Here is a 19,235-nt window from a genome sequence, read left to right on the forward strand (position 1 = left end):
TCAGGGCTTCCGGCGCACCCGCGTGCTCCAGATGTGCCAGACATAGGTGGCGATGAAGCCGCCGACGACGACATAGGCCAGCGGCTCCAGCCAGCCCTCGATCCGCTCATACTGGTCCTCCAGCATGTAGCCGGCCATGGTCAGGAAGGTGATCCAGACGGCGGTGCCCATGGTGGTCCACAGGTAGAAGACCGGCCGCGGAATGCGGATCAGCCCGGCGGGGATGGAGATCAGGGTGCGGATGCCCGGCAGCAGCCGGCCGAAGGACAGGGCGACGGGGCCGTATTTCGCCAGCGTCGCTTCCGCCTTGCGCAGATCATCCTCCCCCACCGCGAACCAGCGGCCGTAGCGGCCCACCATCGGACGGATGCGGTCGGCGCCGATGGCGCGCGCCAGTTCGTACCAGACGGCATTGCCCAGCAGCGTGCCGACCACGCCGGCGATCAGCGCCAGCGGCAGCGACATCTGGCCCCGCGCCGCGGCGAAGCCCGCCAGCGGCATGATCACCTCCGACGGGATCGGCGGGAACAGATTCTCCAGGAACATCAGCGCCATCACGCCCGGCCAGCCACCGGCGGCGACAATGCCCGTTACCCACTCGATCATGGCGCAATCCGATACAGCGTGAGGGCGACACGGCGGCCGCGTGAATAGTTGAAGCCGGAGACGGTGCCATGCCCGGCCACCGCCAGGCCGCGGGTGGCGGCATCCGCCTGGAAGCGGGCCAGGTCCCGGTCGCCCACCGCCACCAGCCGCCCCGGCTCGCCGGCCAGGAAATCCACCGCCGCGGCGGCGTCGCGCAGCAGCCGGATTTCCCCGCCCATCGCGAACAGCAGCGATGGCTCATGGTAGCCGACCACGCCGAAGCGGTCATCCGGCAGACCGGGCGCGGCAAGGCGCACCGCCTCGGCGAGCCGCGGCGAGATCCAGGGCGCCTCGAGCCGCGGCAGCACCAGGCCAAGCGCCACAGCCTGCAACGGCACCGCCAGCAGCACGGCGAGCAGCGCGGCGCGTGCCGGGGCGCCTTCCCGCAGCATCCGCAGCAGGCCCCAGGCGAAGATCGCCGCCGCCGGCAGGCCGAGCAGCGACAGCGGGTCCACCGCCCCATCCGCCAGCACCGGCAGCACGGCGGACGCCACGCCAAGCCCGATCGCGGTGGCGATGGCGCCCGCCGTCGCCAGCAGCGCCAGCCAGCGCGGCGGCGCCCGGCGCAGCGGGTCCAGCGCCCAGGCGGCGGCCAGCAGCATCAGGGCCGGGTAGGTCGGCATCACGTAATGCGGCAGCTTGGTGGTCACCGCCTCGAACATCAGCCAAGCGGGAATCGCCCAGGCGAGCAGGTAGCGCGTGCCCGGCTGCAGCCGGTCCGCCCAGACGCCCGGCGCCGCGCGCAGCACCAGGAAGGCGGCGGGGAAGGCGGCGATGCCGAAGCTCAGCAGGTAATAGCCGGGCGGGCCCCAATGGTTCTCATCGGCGCCGCCGACCTTGCTCAGCATGTCGCCGCCCAGCGCCTCGGTCAGGAAACGGCCTTCCGTCGCGATGGTGACCGCGATGAACCAGGGGGCGGCGGCCAGCACCATCAGCGGCACGCCCCAGGCCGGCCGCAGCGCGCGCAACCAGGGGGCGCCGGCGGTCCAGGCGCGATCGGCCATGGCCAAGGTGAGTGCGGCGAGCGCCGCGACAAGCGGCCCGATCGGACCCTTCAGCAGAATGGACACGCCCAGCACCAGCCAGAAGGCCGCAGCCGCCCCGGCGCCGAAGCCGCCCGGCCGCACATAGGCCCGCCCCATCAGCCCCATGGCGACGACGATGGTGCCGAGCAGCGCCGCATCGGTCTTGGCGATATGGGTCTCGACGCCCAGCACGAAGCAGCCCGCCAGCATCACCGCGCCGAGGAAGGCCGCCCTGCGCCCGACCAGCGCCCGCCCGAGCTGCGCGGTCGCCAGCACCGCCAGCAGGGCGCCGGCCAAGGACGGGATGCGATAGGCCCAGATGTCGTCGCGGTCGCCGATCCGCAGCGCCTCCACCACCCGCACCGATCCGGCCTGGAGCCAGTGGATGCCGGCGGGTTTCTTGTTGCGCTCGACCTCGCCGAAGCGGATGCGGACCAGGTCGCCGGTCTCGACCATCTGCCGGCTGGCCTGGGCGAAGCGGCTTTCGTCGCGGTCGCCGGCGGGGATGCTGAAGAAGCCCGGCAGCCACAGCAGCAGGCACAGCAGCGCAAGCCAGGGAAGCGGGCGCCGCGTCTCCGGCAGCCGGTCGAGAAAATCGCGAAGCGCCTGCATGCGCGCGGCCCTAGCATGGCGCGCGGCAGGCGGCCATAAACCCCACCACATGCCCCCCACAAATCCCCCGGACGCCGCCACCAGGCGGGTCGCCAAGCCCCCGAATGCCCGCGCCAACCGCGGCGCGCCGCCACCCGGCACACGGTCTGCCGCGCTGCTGCTGCTCGCCGCCGTGTTCGACCGCCGCCGCCCGCTGGAGGAGGCGCTGGACCAGCTTCCGGCCGCGATCGAGCCGCGCGACCGCGCCGCGGCGCATCGCCTGGCCGCCGCCGTGCTGCGCCATGCCGGCAGCCTGGATGCGGTGCTGGAGCCGCATCTGCGGCGCGAACCGCCACCCGTGGTGCGTGCCGCGCTGCGCATGGGGGCGGCGGAGCTTCTGGTGCTCGGCACGCCGGCCCATGCGGCGGTGGCCGCCACCGTCGCCGTGGTGCCGCGGCCCTTTGCCGGGCTGGTGAACGCCGTGCTGCGCAAGGTCGCGACCGAGGGCGCCGAAATCTACGAGGGGCTGGACCGGGAAAGGCTGGATACGCCGCCCTGGCTCTGGTCCGCCTGGCACGCCGCCTATGGGCCGGGGGGCGTGCGCGCCATCGCCCGCGCGCATCAATCCGCCGCGCCGCTGGATCTGACGCTCGCCCCCGGCGCCACCCCGCCCGAAGGCGCGATCGAACTCCCCACCGGGTCCTGGCGCCTGCCCGAGGGCACCCGCGTGACGGATCTCCCCGGCCTGGCGGAGGGGGCCTTCTGGGTGCAGGACGCCGCCGCCGCCCTGCCCGCCCGCCTGCTGGCGGTGAAGCCGGGCGAGCGCGTGGCGGATCTGTGCGCCGCGCCCGGCGGCAAGACCGCGCAGCTCGCAACCGCCGGCGGCGTGGTGACGGCGGTGGAGCGCGACCCCAAGCGCGCCGCGCGGCTGCGGGAGAATCTGGCCCGCCTCAAGCTGTCCGTCACCGTGGAGGAAGCCGATGCGGCGCACTGGATGCCGGCGGAGGCCGGTTTCGACGCCGTGCTGCTGGATGCCCCCTGTTCCGCCACCGGCATCATCCGCCGCCACCCGGACATCCCGCATCTGAAGCGGCCGAAGGATGTGGTGGCGCTGGTCGAAGCGCAGGCGCGGCTGCTGGCGCAGGCGGCGAAGCTGCTGCGCCCCGGCGGGCGGCTGGTGCTCACCACCTGCTCGCTGCAGCCGGAGGAGGGGGAGGCGCATCTGGCGCGCGCCGCCGCGCTCGGCCTGGTGCCGGACCCGATCGCACCGACCGAATTGCCCGGGCTGCGCACCGCGCTGGTGCGCGGCGGCACGCTGCGGACCCGGCCGGACATGTGGCCGGAGCTGGGCGGCATCGACGGGTTCTTCGCCGCACGCTTCCGGCGCGCATAGCAGGACCTTCCATCACCCACGCCCCAGTCTTGGCGCGGGAGATAGACGTGCTACTTATCCTGTATAATCGGGATGAACGACACATCATGGCTGCCGCCGAGCTGGACCGTATCGACCGCGAGATCCTGCGCCTGATCATGCAGGATTCATCCCGTTCCCTGGCGGAGATCGCGCAGGAGGTGGGGCTGACGCCAACCCCCTGCTGGAAGCGCATCCGCCGGATGGAGGAAGCCGGCGTCATCACCGGCCGCGTCGCGCTGGTCGATCCCGCCCGGGTCGGCCTGCCGATTTCGGTCTTCGTCGCGGTGGAAACCGGCGACCATTCCGGCGACTGGATCGCCCGCTTCGCGGATGCCGTCGCCAGCCTGCCGGAGATCGTGGAATGCTGGCGGCTCGGCGGCGATGTGGACTACCTGTTGCGCGTCGTGGTGCCAGACATGGCCGGCTACGATGCCTTCTACCGCCGCTTCGTCGCCGCCGTGCCGTCGCTGCGCAAGGTCACCGGCCGCTTCGCCATGGAACGGGTGAAAAGCACCACGGCGCTGCCGATCTGACCCCGATCTGACCATGATCTGGCTGGGGGCGGTTCAATGCGGCGGCAGGACTGGCTGATCCTCGCGGTGCTGCTGGTCGCGGCGCTGTGGTTCGGCTGGCCGCGCATCCAGCAGATGCCCATCATCCGGTATCTGCACGGCGAATGTTCCACGCCGCGCAACTGCCCCGCCCCGGGCCTCCCGGCCGAGGGTGCACCCTGGCGCGAGCCGCCCCCCGGGCGCCTGCCGCCTGAGCGGGAACCGGGACCGACCCTGCGACGTACATAGCGCCAGGGGCTGACTCCAGGCGAAAGCGCGGCCGGGCGGCGTTGAACCCTCCCGTTATTGCGACGGGGGCCGGTTCCCCCGGGGGGCGGCGAAGGCTAGAACCGCTGGGACATGTCCGCACCCATCCGCATCGCCCCGTCCCTGCTCGCCGCCGATTTCACCCGGCTCGGCCAGGAAGTCGCCGCCATCGAGGCCGCAGGCGCCGATTGGCTGCATCTCGACATCATGGATGGGCATTTCGTGCCCAACATCTCCTTCGGCCCCGGGCTGGTGAAGGCGCTGCGGAAATCCTCCGCCCTGTTCTTCGACGTGCATCTGATGATCGCGCCGGCCGATCCCTACCTCGCCGCCTTCGCGGAAGCGGGCGCCGACCTGATCAGCCTGCATCCGGAGGCCGGGCCGCATCTGCACCGCTCGCTGCAGACCATCCGCGCACTCGGCAAGCAGGCCGGCGTGGTGCTGAACCCCGGCACGCCGCTGGAGGCCGTGGCCCCGGTGATCGAGCTGTGCGACCTGGTGCTGGTGATGTCGGTGAACCCCGGCTTCGGCGGGCAATCCTTCATCCGCAGCCAGATCGCCAGGATCGCGGCGCTGCGGGCGATGATCGACGCGACGGGCCGGCCGATCGCGCTGCAGGTGGATGGGGGCGTCACCGCCGCCACGGCGCCGGATTGCCTCGCCGCCGGGGCGGATGTGCTGGTCGCCGGCACCGCCGTCTTCGGCACGTCGGACTACGCAGCTGCAATCGCGGCGCTGCGCGGAGGAGGGAACGCCAAATGATCGGGGGGGTCCTGCGCGGCGCACGCCGCATCATCGCCAACCTCAAGCCGATCAAGGTGCCGGACGGCCCGGCCCGGTCCTTCCGCGACCTCTGGCCCGGCGATGCCGCGCGCGGCGCGCGCCTGCTGCGCGGTGAATTCGAGGCCTTCGGCACCACCCGCCCGCTGCGCCCGCAGGATGGCGAGGAAGCCCCCGCCCGCCCCGATTGGAGCCCCGCCCAACCCGGCGGCAGCCAGACCTGGTACGCCGCCGCCCATGCCTTCGCCTGGCTGCGCGACCTGCGCGCGCTGGGCACCGATGCGGCGCGGCTGCGCGGCCGGGCGCTGACGGCGGATTGGCTGGCGCATGGCGCGCATGACCCGCTCGCGGATGCGCCGGACGTGGCCGGTGCGCGGATTTCCGCCTGGCTCGGCCATTGGGATTTCCTGGCCGCGACGGCGGAGGACGGGCTGCGCCGCCAGCTGATGCAGCGGCTGGCGCAGGATACCCGCGGCGTGGTCGCCGGCCTGCCGGCGGAGGCCGCGCATCGCGGCGCGCTGGTCGCACTCAAGGGCGGCATGGCCGGCGCGGTAGCGCTGGAGGAGGAAACCTGGCTGGCCCGCTGCGTCCGCTTCCTGCCGCAGGAGCTGGAACGGCAGTTCCGCCCGGATGGCGGCCATGTGGAACGCAGCCCCGGCGTGCAGCTTGCCGCCGTGCAGGATCTGATCGAGATCCGCAACCTGCTGCATGGTGCAGGCGTGGAGGCGCCGCCCCAGCTCGCCACCACGCTGGACCGCGCCGCGCCGGCGCTGCGGATGATGCGCCATGCGGATGGCGGCCTCGCGCTGTTCAACGGCACGCGCGACGAACAGGCCGCCTTCATCGACCTGGTGCTGACCCAGGGCCAGTCGCGCGGCCGGGCGCCGATGCAATTGCCGGATACCGGCTTCCACCGCCTGGCCGCCAGCCGCACTCTGGTGGTGATGGATTGCGGCGCCCCCGCCCCGGCCCGGCGCGAGGCCAACCCCGGCGGCCTGCCGCGCGGCGCCGACCGCAACGCTCATGCGGGCACGCTGGCGTTTGAGATGTCCGCCGGGCGGGAAAGGCTGATCGTCAACTGCGGCGCGGCGCCTGCCGCCGAGAGCGAATGGCGCGATGCGCTGCGCGCCACCGCGGCGCATTCCACCCTGGTGCTGGCGGATACCAATTCCTCCGAACTCAGGCCGGAGGGCCTCGGCCGGCGGGTCGAGACGGTCACCACCGATCGCTTCGAGGAAGACGGCAAGCTGTGGCTGGACGCGACGCATGATGGCTGGCTGCGGCAATTCGGCCTGCGCCACCGGCGCCGCCTGTTCCTGTCCGATTCCGGCGACAGCCTGATCGGGGAGGATCTGCTGGAAGGCGCCAAGGATGTGTCGGTGCCCGGCTTCACCGTGCGCTTCCACCTGCACCCCGCCGTCTCCGCCAGCCTGCAACAGGATGAACAGGGCGCGCTGCTGCGCCTGCCCTCCGGCGCCGGCTGGCGGCTGCGCGTCGGCAAGGATATTCGCGTGGCGATCGAGGAGAGCATCTATCTGGGCGGCGAGCCGCGCCGCAGCCAGCAGGTGGCGCTGCATAGCGGGGCCGGCGCCACGGCGCTGCAATGGGCCCTTTCCCGCATCAGCGCGACCGCCCCGGCAGCGCCAGAGCCGCAGCCGGAGTAATGCCTGGCTGGGCTGGATGCGGGTTGAACCTCGCACCGTGAAGATCCTCGAAGTCACCAATGTGGACTTCGCGCTGCTGCACTTCATCCTGCCGCTGATGCGCGGGCTGCGGGATCGCGGGCATGAGGTGGTAGGCGTCTGCGCCGAAGGGCCGCTGCTGGAAGGGCCGCGGGCGGAGGGCTTCCGGGTGGTGCCGGTGGCGCTCGCCCGCAGCCTGCACCCTTGGCGACAGGCCCGTGCCCTGGCGGAACTGGTGGCCGTGATGCGGGCGGAAAAGCCCGACATGGTGCACGCCCACATGCCGATCAGCGGGCTGCTGGCGCGCACCGCCGCGCGCATCGCCGGCGTGCCGCGCATCGCCTATACCTGCCACGGCTTCCTGTTCAACCAGCCCGGCCCCTGGTGGCGCGGCCGCCTGGCGCTCGGCCTGGAACGCGCCGCCGGACGGATCACCCAGACCTACCTGACCGTCAGCGCGGAGGAGGCCGAGGATGCCAGGCGGCTGCGCATCCACCCCAACCCCGTCGCCGTGCTGAACGGCCGCGACCCTACCCGCTTCCGCCCGGACCCCGCCGCCCGCGCCCGCCTGCGCGCGGAGATGGGCGTGGCGGAGGGGGATTGCGTGGTGGTCGCCATCTCCCGCCTGGTTCGCCACAAGGGTTTTTGTGAGTTGCTCGCAGCGATGGCGGAGACGCCGCCGAACTGCGTGCTTTGGGTGGCCGGGAACCGGCTGGCCAGCGACCATGGGGAGGATCTGACGCCGCATTTCCAGCGCGCCGCCGCAATCCTCGGCCGGCGGCTGGTGATGCTGGGCTACCGCACCGATGTGCCGGCGGTGCTGGCGGCGGCGGATGTCTTCACCCTGCCCTCGCATTTCGAGGGGCTGCCGATGTCGATCATCGAGGCGATGCTGACCGGCCTGCCGGTGGTCGCCACCGACATCCGCGGCCCGCGCGAACAGGTGGTGCCGGGCGAGACCGGCCTGCTGGTGCCGCCGATGCAGGTGACGCCCCTGGCGCAGGCGTTGCGGCAATTGGCCGAGGATACCGGGCTGCGCCGCAGCATGGGCGAGGCCGGCCGGGCGCGCGGGCTGGAGCGCTTCGATGAGGTGAAGGTTCTGCGCCACACCATGGAACTTCTCGAATCCGGCGCAACTTCCGCCTGAACTTCAACCACTTCCGGGCGTTGGGCGCGGCGTCACCGGAGTAAGAAAAATGTCGCAGACCGTCGTCGCCACCACAGACAAGCTGCCCTCCCGCGTCTCATGGGGCGCCATCCTCTCCGGCGGCCTCGTCGCCGTGACGGTAGGGGCCATGTTCAACATCCTGGGCGTCGCCATCGGCGCCGGGACCATCGAGCCCACGATCCCCGGCGAGACGCCGGATGCGAGCACCTTCGGCATCGCCGGCGCGGCCTGGCTGATGGTCTCGAACCTGCTCGGCCTGGCCGCCGGCGGCTATGTCGCGGCCCGTCTGTCGGGCACGGCGGATGATACGGATGGCGTGCTGCACGGCCTGTCCGTCTGGGCCATCGCCTTCCTGATCTCGGCCGTGCTGCTGGGCAATGTCGCGGCCGGCACGGCACGGGGCGTCGGCGCCCTGGTGCAGGGCGCGGCCAGCACCGCAACCTCCGCCGCGGCGGAAGCCATGCCGCAGGCCGGCAACCTGACCTTCGATCCGGAAGCGCTGGCGGAACGGCTGCAATCCAGCCTGCAGGGCGGCGGCGACCCGGCCACCATGACGGAAGACCAGCGCCGGGCCGAGATGACGCGGCTGGTGGCCGAGCGCGCCCGCAGTGGCGCCTTCACCCCCGAGGCACGCGACCGGCTGACCGCGCTGGCCGCCGTCGAGTTCGGCATTCCGCAGGACCAGGCGGCGCAGCGCATCGCGGAGCTGGAGGCCGAGGCGACGCAGGTGACGCAGCGTGCGGAGACCGAGGCGCGGCGGGCAGCCGAGGCGACGGCGCAGGCCGCGTCGATCGGCGCCTACTGGATCTTCGCGACGCTGCTGCTGGGTGCGGCCGCGGCCGTGATCGGGGCCAAGGTCGGCACCCGGAAGACGCTTCTGCTGGCCAGCCGCCGCTACGGCTGACGCCTGAAGGGGTCCTGCGTGGCGGGCTTCAATGCCCGCCGCGCAGGGCCGGCGCCGAAGCGGGCGCGCCGCCCAGGCGGCGGATGCCGCCACTCAACAGGATCAGCAACACGCCGGCCACCAGCAGGCCGGCGCTCCACAGCAGGGTGGCATAGAGGCCGCTGCCGGCCAGGCGCGGCCCGCCTCCCGGGATTACCCCGAAGACCAGGGCGAGCAGCAGTCCGAAGACGCCCAGCGTCAGGGCCACCAGCGCAGCCCCATCGGCCACCGTGCCGATCAGCGCGGCGGCGCCGGAACGGGTGCTGCTGGCATTTTCCTGCATGGTGCGGGTGATCAGGAACAGGAAGACCACCGCGATGACGACCCAGACCCACATGGCGGCGACCCCTGCCTGACACTGGCCGCATTTGCGCCGAAGGCAAGCCAGGATGCAAGTCACGCGGCGGCGGCCACCCTCTCCCCATATGAGAAAAGGGCGGCCGCCTTGGGGCTCAGTAGCGGTACTGCTCGGCCTTGAAGGGGCCCTGTTCCGGCACGCCGATGTAGTCGGCCTGCTGCTTGGTGATCTTGGTCAGCTTGGCACCGACCTTCGCCAGATGCAGTGCGGCGACCTTCTCATCCAGGTGCTTCGGCAGCACATAGACCTTCTTCTCGTACTTGCCCGGGTTCGCCCACAGCTCGATCTGCGCCAGCGTCTGGTTGGTGAAGGACGCGGACATGACGAAGCTCGGATGGCCCGTGGCGTTGCCGAGGTTCACCAGCCGGCCCTCGGACAGCAGGATGATGCGCTTGCCGTCGGGGAACTCGATCTCATCGACCTGCGGCTTCACATTGTCCCACTTGTAGTTGCGCAGCGCGACGACCTGAATCTCGCTGTCGAAGTGGCCGATGTTGCAGACGATGGCGCGGTGCTTCATGGCGCGCATGTGGTCGGCGGTGATGACGTCCACATTGCCCGTGGCGGTGACGAAGATGTCGGCCATCGGCGCGGCATCCTCCATGGTCACCACCTGGTAGCCCTCCATCGCCGCCTGCAGCGCGCAGATCGGATCGACTTCGGAGACCATGACGCGGCAACCGGCATTGCGCAGCGAGGCGGCGGAGCCCTTGCCCACATCGCCGAAGCCCGCGACCATTGCGACCTTGCCGGCCATCATCACGTCCGTGCCGCGGCGAATGGCGTCCACCAGCGATTCACGGCAGCCATACAGATTGTCGAACTTCGACTTGGTGACGCTGTCGTTCACGTTGATCGCCGGGAACAGCAGCTTGCCTTCCTTCGCCATCACGTACAGGCGGTGCACGCCGGTCGTCGTCTCCTCGGAGACGCCGACGATGTTCTTCGCGAGTTCCGCGAACCAGCCCGGCTTCGTCTTCACCAGCTTCTTGATGAGAGCGAAGAAGACTTCCTCTTCCTCGTTCGTCGGCTTCTCGAGGAAGGCGACGTCGCCCTGCTCGGCGCGCAGGCCGTAATGCACCAGCAGCGTCATGTCGCCGCCATCGTCGAGCAGCACGTTCGGCGTGCCGCCGTCACCCCATTCCAGGGTCTTCTGCACATAGTCCCAGTATTCGACCAGCGTCTCGCCCTTGATGGCGAAGACCGGCGTGCCGGCGGCGGCGATCGCGGCCGCGGCGTGGTCCTGGGTCGAGAAGATGTTGCAGGAGGACCAGCGGACATCGGCGCCGAGATGCTTCAGCGTCTCGATCAGCACGGCGGTCTGGATGGTCATGTGCAGGCAGCCGGCGACGCGGGCGCCCTTCAGCGGCTGCTGCTTGCCGTATTCGGCGCGGACGGCCATCAGGCCGGGCATCTCGTCCTCGGCCATGTTGATTTCCTTGCGGCCCCAGCCAGCAAGGGAAAGGTCCTTGACGATGAAGTCCTGGGTCTGGCCGGCGGCGTCGGGCATGGAAAATCCTTTGGGTCGCGTCTGACTTGGCTGGCGGCGCGTAGCATGCGCGGCGCCCAGGGCCAAGCTTTTCCCGCTACTCATAAGGATATCTTTATATCTTGGCCATACATGCCCAGCTTCTGGGCGCCTGCTACTTCAGCGGAAAGCCCAGCGCCGTCAGCGCATCCCGCATCCGGTGCCGCCCGGAAAGCCCGGCCGCGGTGCCGACGCGGCTCATCATGCGCTGCGTCCAATCCTGCGCCCCCATGCCCTGCGCCACGGAGAATTCGCCCAGCGCCTGGTCGTAGCCGGTGATCGCGGTTTCCTCGCCGGTCACGCCATACTGTTCCCGGTGCAGCACCAGGGATTGCGGCAGGCGAGGCTTCACCGCGCCCTGCACCGCCGGGTGGCCCACCGCCATGCCGAAACAGGCGAAGGCGCCGGGCGGCAGGTTCAACTCGGCCGAGACCTTCTCCGGGCTCTGCCGCAGCTGGCCGATATAGACGGTGCCGAGGCCGAGCGATTCCGCAGCCACCAGCGCGTTCTGCGCGGCCAATGCTGCATCGACCAGCGCCACCATGAAGGATTCCAGGTAGTCCAGCCCCTCCATCTTCTTCTGATGCGCCTCGCCCAGCCGGGTCAGGCGGGAATTATCGGCGATCCAGCACAGGAACAGCGGCGCCTGGCGGATGAAGCCCTGCTTGCCGCACAGATCCGCCAGCCGGTCGCGCCGCGCCTCATCCTCCACCGCCACCACGGACCAGGCCTGCAGGTTGGAGGAGGTGGGGGCGGATTGCGCCGCGGCCACCAGCGTCTCCAGCGTGCCGGGCGCCAGCTTCTCCGCCGTGAAGCTGCGGATGGAGCGGTGGTTCAGCATCGTCTCCAGCACCGGGTTCGTCGCCTCCAGCGCCGTATCCGGGCCGGCGCCGGCGCCGTAGCGGGCGCGAACGGTCTCGATCGGGGACTGGTCCATGGTGGCAACTCCTCAACATCTGGCAGCCGCGTAACGTGGATCGGCCAGTGAGGTCCAGTGCCAGCCCGGGGGGTCACGCAGGGCAGCCACCCCGAGGGATCGGTTGAAGCGGCCCGGCGCCGGGTCCATACCCCGGCACGAAAAGCTGCCAGGTCCTGCCGCATCATGTCCGACACCACCCCCATCCGCCGCGCCCTGCTCTCCGTCTCCGACAAGACGGGCATCGTGGATTTCGCCCGCCTGCTCGTCGCCCATGGCGCCGAGATCCTGTCCACCGGCGGCACCGCCCAGGCGCTGCGCATCGCCGGCATCCCGGTGAAGGATGTGGCGGAGCATTCCGGCTTCCCCGAGATCCTCGATGGCCGGGTGAAGACGCTGGTGCCGCAGGTGCATGGCGGGCTGCTCGGCCGGCGCGACCAGCCAGCGCATCTGGCGCAGATGGCCGAGCACGGCATCGCGCCGATCGATCTGGTGGCGGTGAACCTCTACCCCTTCGAGGCGACGGTCGCGAAAGGCGCCAGCTTCGAGGATTGCATCGAGAACATCGATATCGGCGGCCCGGCGATGATCCGCTCGGCGGCGAAGAATTTTTCCTCGGTTGTCGTCGTCACGGAGCCGGGGCAGCTGGCGGAGGTGCAGGCCGAACTGGCAAAGGGCGGCACCACCCTGGCGCTGCGCCGCCGCCTGGCCCAGGCCGCCTTCGCCCGCACCGCAGCCTATGACAGCGCCATCAGCACCTGGTTCGCGGCCCAGAATGGCGAGGAATTCCCCCAGCGCCTGTCCACCGCCGGCCTGCTGCGCCAGACGCTGCGCTACGGCGAGAACCCGCACCAGCGCGCCGGCTTCTACACCGATGGCAGCATGCGACCGGGCCTGGCCACCGCCGCGCAGATCCAGGGCAAGGAGCTGTCCTACAACAACCTGAACGACACCGACGCCGCCTTCGAATGCGTCGCCGAATTCGATCAGCCGGCCATCGTCATCGTCAAGCACGCCAACCCCTGCGGCGTGGCGGAAGCCGAAAGCCTCGGCGCCGCCTGGGATGCGGCCTTGCGCTGCGACCCGGTCTCCGCCTTCGGCGGCATCGTCGCCGCCAACCGCGTGCTGGATGCCGAGGCCGCCGAGCGCATCACGGCGATCTTCACCGAGGTGGTGGTGGCGCCGGATGCCGATGCCGCCGCGCGCGCCATCTTCGCCCGCAAGAAGAATTTGCGTTTGCTGCTGACCGGCGCGCTGCCGGACCCGGCGGCGCCGGGCACCACCTTCAAGTCGGTGGCCGGCGGCTTCCTGGCGCAGTCGCGTGATGCCGGGCGGGTGAGCCTGGAACAGTTGAAGGTGGTGACGCGGCGGCAGCCGACGCATCAGGAATTGCAGGACCTGATCTTCGCCTTCCGGGTCTGCAAGCATGTGAAGTCCAACGCCATCGTCTATGCCAAGAACCTTGCCACCGTAGGCATCGGCGCCGGGCAGATGAACCGCGTGGAAAGCAGCCGCATCGCCGCCTGGAAGTCGGAGGCCGCGGCCAAGGCGGCCGGGCTGGACCGGCCGCTGGCGGAAGGCTCCGTCGTCGCCTCCGACGCCTTCTTTCCCTTCGCCGATGGGCTTGAGACGGCCGCCGCCGCCGGCGCCAGCGCGGTGATCCAGCCGGGCGGGTCGATGCGGGATGCGGAGGTGATCGCGGCGGCGGACAAGGCCGGCCTCGCCATGGTCTTCACCGGCATGCGGCATTTTCGTCACTAGGACGTCCAAATCCAATCAGTGCGCCCGGCCGGCTTCCCTCGGCCGGGCCGCTGAGCCAGATGGCGCCGGTGCCCGACCTCCTCGCCCTCCTCCCCCCGCCCGTCATGTTCTTCGCCCTTGGCTTTGCCGCCGGGCTGTTGCGCGCCGATCTTTCGGTGCCGGAGGCGCTGGCCCGCGCCCTGTCCATCTACCTGATGGTCGCGATCGGCCTGAAGGGCGGGGCGGCGCTGGCCAGCCCTGGCGCGGCGGAGGGGTTGTGGCCGGCGCTGGCGCTCGGCATCGGCCTGTCCTTCCTGCTGCCGCTGCCCGCCTTCCTGTTCCTGCGCGGCGCGTTGCGGATCGACCGTGACACCGCCGCCGCCATCTCCGGCCATTACGGCTCCGTCTCCGTCGTCACCTATGCGGCCGCGGCCGGCACGCTGACGACGCTGGGCGTGGCGCAGGAGGGTTTCATGCCCGCCATCCTGGCCGCCATGGAAACGCCGGCCATCCTGACGGCGCTGCTGCTGGCCCGGATCGGCACCGGTGGCAGCACAGGAACCGGCGCCACCTCCGCCCAGCCCCGGCTGAACGCGGGGAAACTGGCGCATGAGGTGCTGCTGAACGGGCCGGTGGTGCTGCTGCTCGGCAGCTTCCTGATCGGCTTCCTGGCCGGCGCCCCGGGCCGCCAGCAACTCGCCCCCTTCACCGAGGCACTGTTCCCCGGCGCGCTCTGCCTGTTCCTGCTGGAGATGGGGCTGATGGCGGTGCGCCAGCTGCGCGCCGGCGGGCGGGGCCTGTCCTGGGGGCTGGTCGGCTTCGGCATCGTCATGCCGCTGATCGGCGGCGCGGCCGGGCTGCTGGGCGCCCAGGCCATCGGCCTGTCGACCGGGGGCGTGGCGCTGATGGCGGTGCTGTCCGGCTCGGCCAGCTATATCGCGGTGCCGGCGGCGATGCGCCTGGCCCTGCCGCGCGCGGATGCGGGGGTGTATGTCACGCTCTCCGTCGCCGTGTCCTTTCCCTTCAACATCCTGGTGGGCATTCCGCTCTGGGTGAAACTGGCCGGGGGCTGACCATGCACAACCGCAAGCGCATCGAGATCGTGGTCGAACGCGTGCGTGCGGAGGAAGTGACCAGCCTGCTCGACCGCCTCGGCGCCACCGGATGGACCATCCTGCCGGTGCTCGCGGGGCGCGGCCACCAGGGGGTGCGGCAGGGAGGCGACCTTTCGGGCGTGCTCGACAACGTCGTCATCCTCTGCATCACCAGCGAGGCGGTGACGGCGCGGGTGATGGAGGCGAGCGACGACCTGCTGGGCGCCCGCCCGGCCATCGTCAGCATCACCGACTGCACCGTGCTGCGCGCCGACCATTTCTGACCAGGACCCGGATACCGCATGCAAAGGCTGATCGACGGTTATCGCCGGTTCCGCGCCGACACCTGGCCCGAGGCGCGCGCGCGCTTCGAGGAACTGGCCTCCCTCGGCCAGCGCCCGCACACCATGGTCATCGCGTGTTCGGACAGCCGGGTGGACCCGGCCGTGATCTTCGGGGCCGGGCCGGGGGAGCTGTTCGTGGTGCGCAACGTGGCCAATCTCGTGCCGCCCTACACGCCGGACGGCACCTATCACGGCACCAGCGCGGCGCTGGAATTCGGCGTGCGGGTCCTGCAGGTCTCCCATATCCTGGTGATGGGCCATGCCATGTGCGGCGGCGTCACCGCCCTGCTGCGCGGCGCCCCGCCGGAGGCACGGGACTTCATGCCGGCCTGGATGGGGATCGCCGCCGAGGCCCGCAGCCGCGTGCTGGCCTGCATGCCGGTGGAACAGGCGCAGGAGGCGTGCGAGCTGGAGGCGGTGCGCCTGTCGCTCGCCAACCTCATGACCTTTCCCTGGGTGGCGCAGGCGGTGGCCGCGGGCGGACTGACCTTGCAGGGCGCGCATTTCGGGGTGGCGACCGGGCGGCTGATGCTGCTGGGCGCGAACGGCGAGTTCGCCGCGGCATAGCCAACGAGTTCGCCGCGGCATAGCCAGCGGCTTCGCCGGGATGCGAAGCTGCGCGCCGCGCATCCCGATTCGCGAAAGGATTCTCCCTGCCCGACTGGCTGCCGCTTGCGCTCATCGGTGGCGCGCTGGGCCTTGCCTTGCTGCTGCTGCTGCTTGCCCTGCGCGGCCGGCGTGGGGAGGATCTGGCACGGCTCGGCGCGATGATGGAGGCGCTGGCCGCCGCGCAGGACCGCCTCGCCCGCCTGTCCGAGGACCGGATGCGGGAGCAGGAGCGTGCGCTGGGCACGCGGCTGGATGCCGCCGCGGAGCGCAGCCAGGCCAGCGCCACCGCCATCCAGCAACGCCTGTCCGTGATCGACGCCGCGCGCCAGAACATCGAGGCGCTGGGCAGCCAGGTGACCTCGCTCGCCGCCGTGCTCGGCAACAAGCAGGCCCGCGGTGCGCTGGGGGAGGTGCAGTTGCGGGACCTGGTGGCGGACCGGCTGCCGCCCTCCGGCTTCGCCTGGCAGCACACGCTGTCCAACGGCACGCGCTGCGACTGCCTGATCCGCCTGCCCTTCCCGCCCGGCCCCATCGCGGTGGACAGCAAGTTTCCGCTGGAGGCCTGGGCTGCGATGCAGGACGCGCCGGATGCCGGTGCGCGCACCCTGGCCACCCGTCGCTTCACCGCCGATATCCGCCGCCATGTCGCCGATATCTCCCAGAAATACCTGATCCCCGGGGAGACGGCGGAAGGCGCGCTGATGTTCCTGCCATCCGAGGCGGTGCACGCCACGCTGCATGCCGCCCATGCCGATCTGGTGGCGGAGGCGGCGCGGCGCGGCGTGCATATCGTCGGCCCCTCAAGCCTCTGGGCGGTGCTCAACACCATGCGCGGCCTGCTGCGCGATGCGCGCTTGCAGGATGAGGCGCGGCGCATCCGGCATGAGGTGGAGGCGCTGGCGGAGGATACCGCGCGCCTCGAACGCCGCATCGGCGCGCTGCGCGGGCATTTCGCGAACATGCAGCAGGATGTGCGGGATATCGAGATCACCGCGGAGAAGATCATCCGCCGCAGCGAGACGATCCGCGCGCTGGATATCCCGGAAGACGTCACGCGGAGAGCCGCTGAATGAGCGCGCTGCAAATCCAATCCGGCCTCGGCCTGCTGGCGCTCACCGCGCTCGCCTGGGCGCTCGGCGGCTTCCAGCGGCGCGTCTCCTGGCGCGTCCTGCTGGCGGGGCTGGGGCTGCCGATCCTGTTCGCCGCGGCGCTGCTGCACATCCCGCCGCTGCGGGCCGGCTTCGCCCTGCTCAGCCGCGCGGTGGAAGCGCTGGCGGCCGCCACGCGCGCCGGCACCAGCTTCGTCTTCGGCTATCTCGGCGGCGGGCCATTGCCCTTCACGGAGCCCTTCCCCGGCGCCGGCTTCATCCTGTTCTTCCAGGGCCTGCCACTGGTGCTCGTGGTCGGCGCGCTGGCCGCGGTGCTGTACCATTGGCGCGTCATCCCGGTGATCGTGCAGGCGCTGGCGCGGCTGCTGACGCGCGCCTTCGGCCTGGGCGGCGCCGCCGGCTTAGCCACCGCGGCCAATGTCTTCGTCGGCATGGTGGAGGCGCCGTTGCTGGTGCGGCCCTGGCTGGCGCGGCTTTCGGCCAGCGAGATGTTCGTGGTGATGACCGCGGGGCTGGCCACCATCGCCGGCAACATGCTGGTGGTCTACGCCGTGATCATCGCCCCGGTGGTGCCGGATGCCGCCGGCCAGTTGCTGACCGCCAGCCTGATCTCGGCGCCTGCCGCCGTGCTGGTGGCGCTGCTGATGCGCCCGGCGCAGGCCGCGCCCGATGCGCTGGAACCGGATGCGCTGGAACAGGCCACCGCTGCGCCACGGCTGTATGACAGCACGATGGAGGCGCTGATGCGCGGCACGCAGGATGGCCTGACCCTGCTGCTCGGCATCATGGCGACGCTGATCGTCTTCGTGGCCCTGGTGGCGCTGGCGAACATGGTGCTGGAGCCGCTGACCGGGCTGACCTTGCAGGCCATTGGCGCCACGCTGTTCTGGCCGCTGGCCTTTGCCATGGGCATCCCGGCGGAGCAGGCCGGGGTGGTCGCCGCCTCGCTCGGCACCAAGCTCGTGATCAATGAATTCGTCGCCTATCTCGAACTCGCGCAATCCGGCGGGCTGGGGCTGAGCGAAAGATCGCGGCTGATCCTGACCTATGCGCTGTGCGGCTTCACCAACTTCGCATCGCTGGGCATCATGCTGGGCGGCATGGTGGCGATGTGCCCGGAACGCCGCGCGGATATCGTGAAGCTCGGCCTGCCGGCGCTGCTGGCGGCCACCATCGCCTGCTGCATGACGGGCGCGGTGGTCGGGCTGCTGACGCCACCCTGAGAGGGAAGACCATGTTCGAGATCTTCGGCCCGCCACCCCCCGGCTCGCCCCGCCCCTTCAGCGAGGCGACGCGCGTCGGCGGGATGGTGTTCGTCTCCGGCCATTCCGCCCCGCACGACCCGGCCAACGGCATTTTGCGCGGCGCGACGCCGGCGGAGGAGGTGCGGAACGCCCTGGCCAAGGTCGCCACCATCCTGGCCGCCGCGGGCAGCAGCCTGGACCGCGTGGTGCAGATGACCATGCTGATCACCGACCCGGCCGATTACGCCGCGCTCAACGCCGAATATGTGAAGCATTTCCCGAACGGTCTGCCGGCGCGCCACACCGCGCGCTTCGGCGTGCCGACCGAAGCCCGCGTCGCCTTCGCCTGCATCGCCCTGGCCGGAGAGACCACCCATGCGTAGCCACCTGATCCAGCGCAATTTGCGGCAGGACCCGCCGCTCGCCCTGCGCGGCGAGGGCATCTTCCTCCATGACTCCAACGGAAAGACCATCATCGATGGCTCCGGCGGCGCCGCGGTGGCCTGCCTCGGCCATGGCCATCCCCGCGTGCTGGAGGCGATGCGCGCGCAGATGGACAGGCTGACCTACGCCCACACCGCGCTGTATTCCTGCGAAAGCGCGGAGGCGCTGGCCGATCTGGTGCTGGAAGGCGAGCCGGGCGGGCTGAGTCAGCTTTACCTGTGCTCCTCCGGCTCGGAGGCGATGGAAGCCGCCCTGAAGCTGTCCCGCCAGTATTTCTGGGAAATCGGCCAGCCGAACCGCCAGAAATACATCGCGCGGCGGCAGAGCTATCACGGCAATACCCTCGGCGCGCTGGCGGCCGGCGGCAATGCGATGCGGAAGGCGATCTACCAGCCGATCCTGTCCGACGCCTTCAGCCATGTCGCGCCCTGCTACGCCTATCGCGACCGTGGCGCGGCGGAATCGGATGCGGATTACGTCGCCCGCCTGGCGGCGGAGCTGGAGGCGGAATTCCAGCGCCTCGGCCCGGACAGCGTGATCGCCTTCATCGCGGAGCCGGTGGTCGGCGCCACGCTCGGCTGCGTCACCGCCCTGCCCGGCTACTTCGCCGCCATGCGCGCGGTCTGCGACCGGCATGGCGCGCTGCTGATCCTGGACGAGGTGATGTGCGGCATGGGCCGCACCGGCACCATGCATGCCTGGGAACAGGAAGGCGTCACGCCGGACATCCAGGTGATCGCCAAGGGTCTCGGCGGCGGCTACCAGCCGATCGGCGGCATCCTG

20 protein-coding genes are annotated in these 19,235 nt (G+C 71.0%); 15 read left to right on the forward strand and 5 right to left on the reverse strand.

The window, feature by feature from the left end; genetic code table 11:
* The gene (locus tag Q8S40_RS07530) at positions 1-606 is read right to left on the reverse strand and encodes a DedA family protein (protein ID WP_304811110.1); all 606 of its coding nucleotides are present in this window, start codon (positions 604-606) and stop codon (positions 1-3) included.
* The gene (locus Q8S40_RS07535) at positions 603-2,282 is read right to left on the reverse strand and encodes a glycosyltransferase family 39 protein (RefSeq protein WP_305669889.1); all 1,680 of its coding nucleotides are present in this window, start codon (positions 2,280-2,282) and stop codon (positions 603-605) included. The genes Q8S40_RS07530 and Q8S40_RS07535 overlap by 4 nt, the downstream gene beginning before the upstream one ends.
* A gap of 49 nt (positions 2,283-2,331) precedes the next feature.
* On the opposite strand from Q8S40_RS07535, the gene Q8S40_RS07540 reads away from it, so the two are divergent.
* From Q8S40_RS07540 to Q8S40_RS07570, 7 genes are all read left to right on the forward strand, one after another.
* A complete protein-coding gene (locus Q8S40_RS07540; protein WP_305669890.1) occupies positions 2,332-3,654 on the forward strand; it encodes an RsmB/NOP family class I SAM-dependent RNA methyltransferase in 1,323 nt (440 codons plus the stop codon).
* An 86-nt stretch (positions 3,655-3,740) separates the two neighbouring features.
* Positions 3,741-4,208 (forward strand): Lrp/AsnC family transcriptional regulator, encoded by a 468-nt coding sequence (locus Q8S40_RS07545; protein ID WP_304811116.1) that lies wholly within the window; start codon positions 3,741-3,743, stop codon positions 4,206-4,208.
* Between the two features lie 36 nt (positions 4,209-4,244).
* Entirely contained in the window at positions 4,245-4,475 is a 231-nt protein-coding gene (locus Q8S40_RS07550) for a hypothetical protein (protein WP_305669891.1), read from the forward strand.
* A 111-nt stretch (positions 4,476-4,586) separates the two neighbouring features.
* Complete coding sequence (gene rpe, locus Q8S40_RS07555; protein WP_305669892.1) at positions 4,587-5,255, forward strand: ribulose-phosphate 3-epimerase; 669 nt, start codon at positions 4,587-4,589, stop codon at positions 5,253-5,255.
* Positions 5,252-6,937 carry a heparinase II/III family protein gene (locus Q8S40_RS07560; RefSeq protein WP_305669893.1) on the forward strand — a complete coding sequence of 562 codons (1,686 nt, stop codon included), beginning with the start codon at positions 5,252-5,254 and terminating at the stop codon, positions 6,935-6,937. The genes rpe and Q8S40_RS07560 overlap by 4 nt, the downstream gene beginning before the upstream one ends.
* A 37-nt stretch (positions 6,938-6,974) precedes the next feature.
* Positions 6,975-8,102: a glycosyltransferase family 4 protein gene (locus Q8S40_RS07565; RefSeq protein WP_305669894.1), complete on the forward strand. Its 1,128-nt coding sequence runs from the start codon at positions 6,975-6,977 to the stop codon at positions 8,100-8,102.
* A 49-nt stretch (positions 8,103-8,151) separates the two neighbouring features.
* The gene (locus Q8S40_RS07570; protein WP_305669895.1) at positions 8,152-9,027 is read left to right on the forward strand and encodes a hypothetical protein; all 876 of its coding nucleotides are present in this window, start codon (positions 8,152-8,154) and stop codon (positions 9,025-9,027) included.
* Positions 9,028-9,055: 28 nt separating this feature from the next.
* On the opposite strand, the gene Q8S40_RS07575 is transcribed toward Q8S40_RS07570, so the two are convergent.
* The 3 genes from Q8S40_RS07575 to Q8S40_RS07585 all read right to left on the reverse strand — a co-directional run bounded on the left by Q8S40_RS07575 (position 9,056) and on the right by Q8S40_RS07585 (position 11,889).
* A complete protein-coding gene (locus Q8S40_RS07575; protein WP_305669896.1) occupies positions 9,056-9,403 on the reverse strand; it encodes a hypothetical protein in 348 nt (115 codons plus the stop codon).
* A gap of 115 nt (positions 9,404-9,518) precedes the next feature.
* Positions 9,519-10,934, reverse strand: a complete 1,416-nt coding sequence (gene ahcY, locus Q8S40_RS07580; RefSeq protein WP_305669897.1) for an adenosylhomocysteinase — start codon at positions 10,932-10,934, stop codon at positions 9,519-9,521.
* 133 nt (positions 10,935-11,067) lie between these two features.
* A complete protein-coding gene (locus Q8S40_RS07585; protein WP_305669898.1) occupies positions 11,068-11,889 on the reverse strand; it encodes an NADPH-dependent oxidoreductase in 822 nt (273 codons plus the stop codon).
* Between the two features lie 165 nt (positions 11,890-12,054).
* Here Q8S40_RS07585 and purH point away from each other — a divergent pair, with 165 nt between their 5' ends.
* The 8 genes from purH to Q8S40_RS07625 all read left to right on the forward strand — a co-directional run.
* Positions 12,055-13,629 carry a bifunctional phosphoribosylaminoimidazolecarboxamide formyltransferase/IMP cyclohydrolase gene (gene purH, locus Q8S40_RS07590; protein WP_305669899.1) on the forward strand — a complete coding sequence of 525 codons (1,575 nt, stop codon included), beginning with the start codon at positions 12,055-12,057 and terminating at the stop codon, positions 13,627-13,629.
* Between the two features lie 104 nt (positions 13,630-13,733).
* Complete coding sequence (locus tag Q8S40_RS07595; RefSeq protein WP_305669900.1) at positions 13,734-14,681, forward strand: sodium-dependent bicarbonate transport family permease; 948 nt, start codon at positions 13,734-13,736, stop codon at positions 14,679-14,681.
* 2 nt (positions 14,682-14,683) lie between these two features.
* Positions 14,684-14,986 carry a P-II family nitrogen regulator gene (locus Q8S40_RS07600; protein ID WP_304811134.1) on the forward strand — a complete coding sequence of 101 codons (303 nt, stop codon included), beginning with the start codon at positions 14,684-14,686 and terminating at the stop codon, positions 14,984-14,986.
* An 18-nt stretch (positions 14,987-15,004) separates the two neighbouring features.
* Positions 15,005-15,613 carry a carbonic anhydrase gene (locus tag Q8S40_RS07605; RefSeq protein WP_304811136.1) on the forward strand — a complete coding sequence of 203 codons (609 nt, stop codon included), beginning with the start codon at positions 15,005-15,007 and terminating at the stop codon, positions 15,611-15,613.
* 137 nt (positions 15,614-15,750) lie between these two features.
* Positions 15,751-16,728, forward strand: a complete 978-nt coding sequence (locus tag Q8S40_RS07610; protein ID WP_304811138.1) for a DNA recombination protein RmuC — start codon at positions 15,751-15,753, stop codon at positions 16,726-16,728.
* Positions 16,725-17,987, forward strand: a complete 1,263-nt coding sequence (locus tag Q8S40_RS07615) for a NupC/NupG family nucleoside CNT transporter (RefSeq protein WP_305669901.1) — start codon at positions 16,725-16,727, stop codon at positions 17,985-17,987. Before Q8S40_RS07610 ends, Q8S40_RS07615 begins: the two co-directional genes overlap by 4 nt.
* An 11-nt stretch (positions 17,988-17,998) precedes the next feature.
* Entirely contained in the window at positions 17,999-18,391 is a 393-nt protein-coding gene (locus tag Q8S40_RS07620; RefSeq protein ID WP_305669902.1) for a RidA family protein, read from the forward strand.
* The coding region (locus Q8S40_RS07625) for an aminotransferase class III-fold pyridoxal phosphate-dependent enzyme (protein ID WP_305669903.1) at positions 18,384-19,235 on the forward strand (852 nt) is incomplete at its 3' end. The genes Q8S40_RS07620 and Q8S40_RS07625, both read left to right, overlap by 8 nt.

It is taken from the genome of Falsiroseomonas sp. (assembly GCF_030695085.1).
GTDB lineage: Bacteria > Pseudomonadota > Alphaproteobacteria > Acetobacterales > Acetobacteraceae > Falsiroseomonas.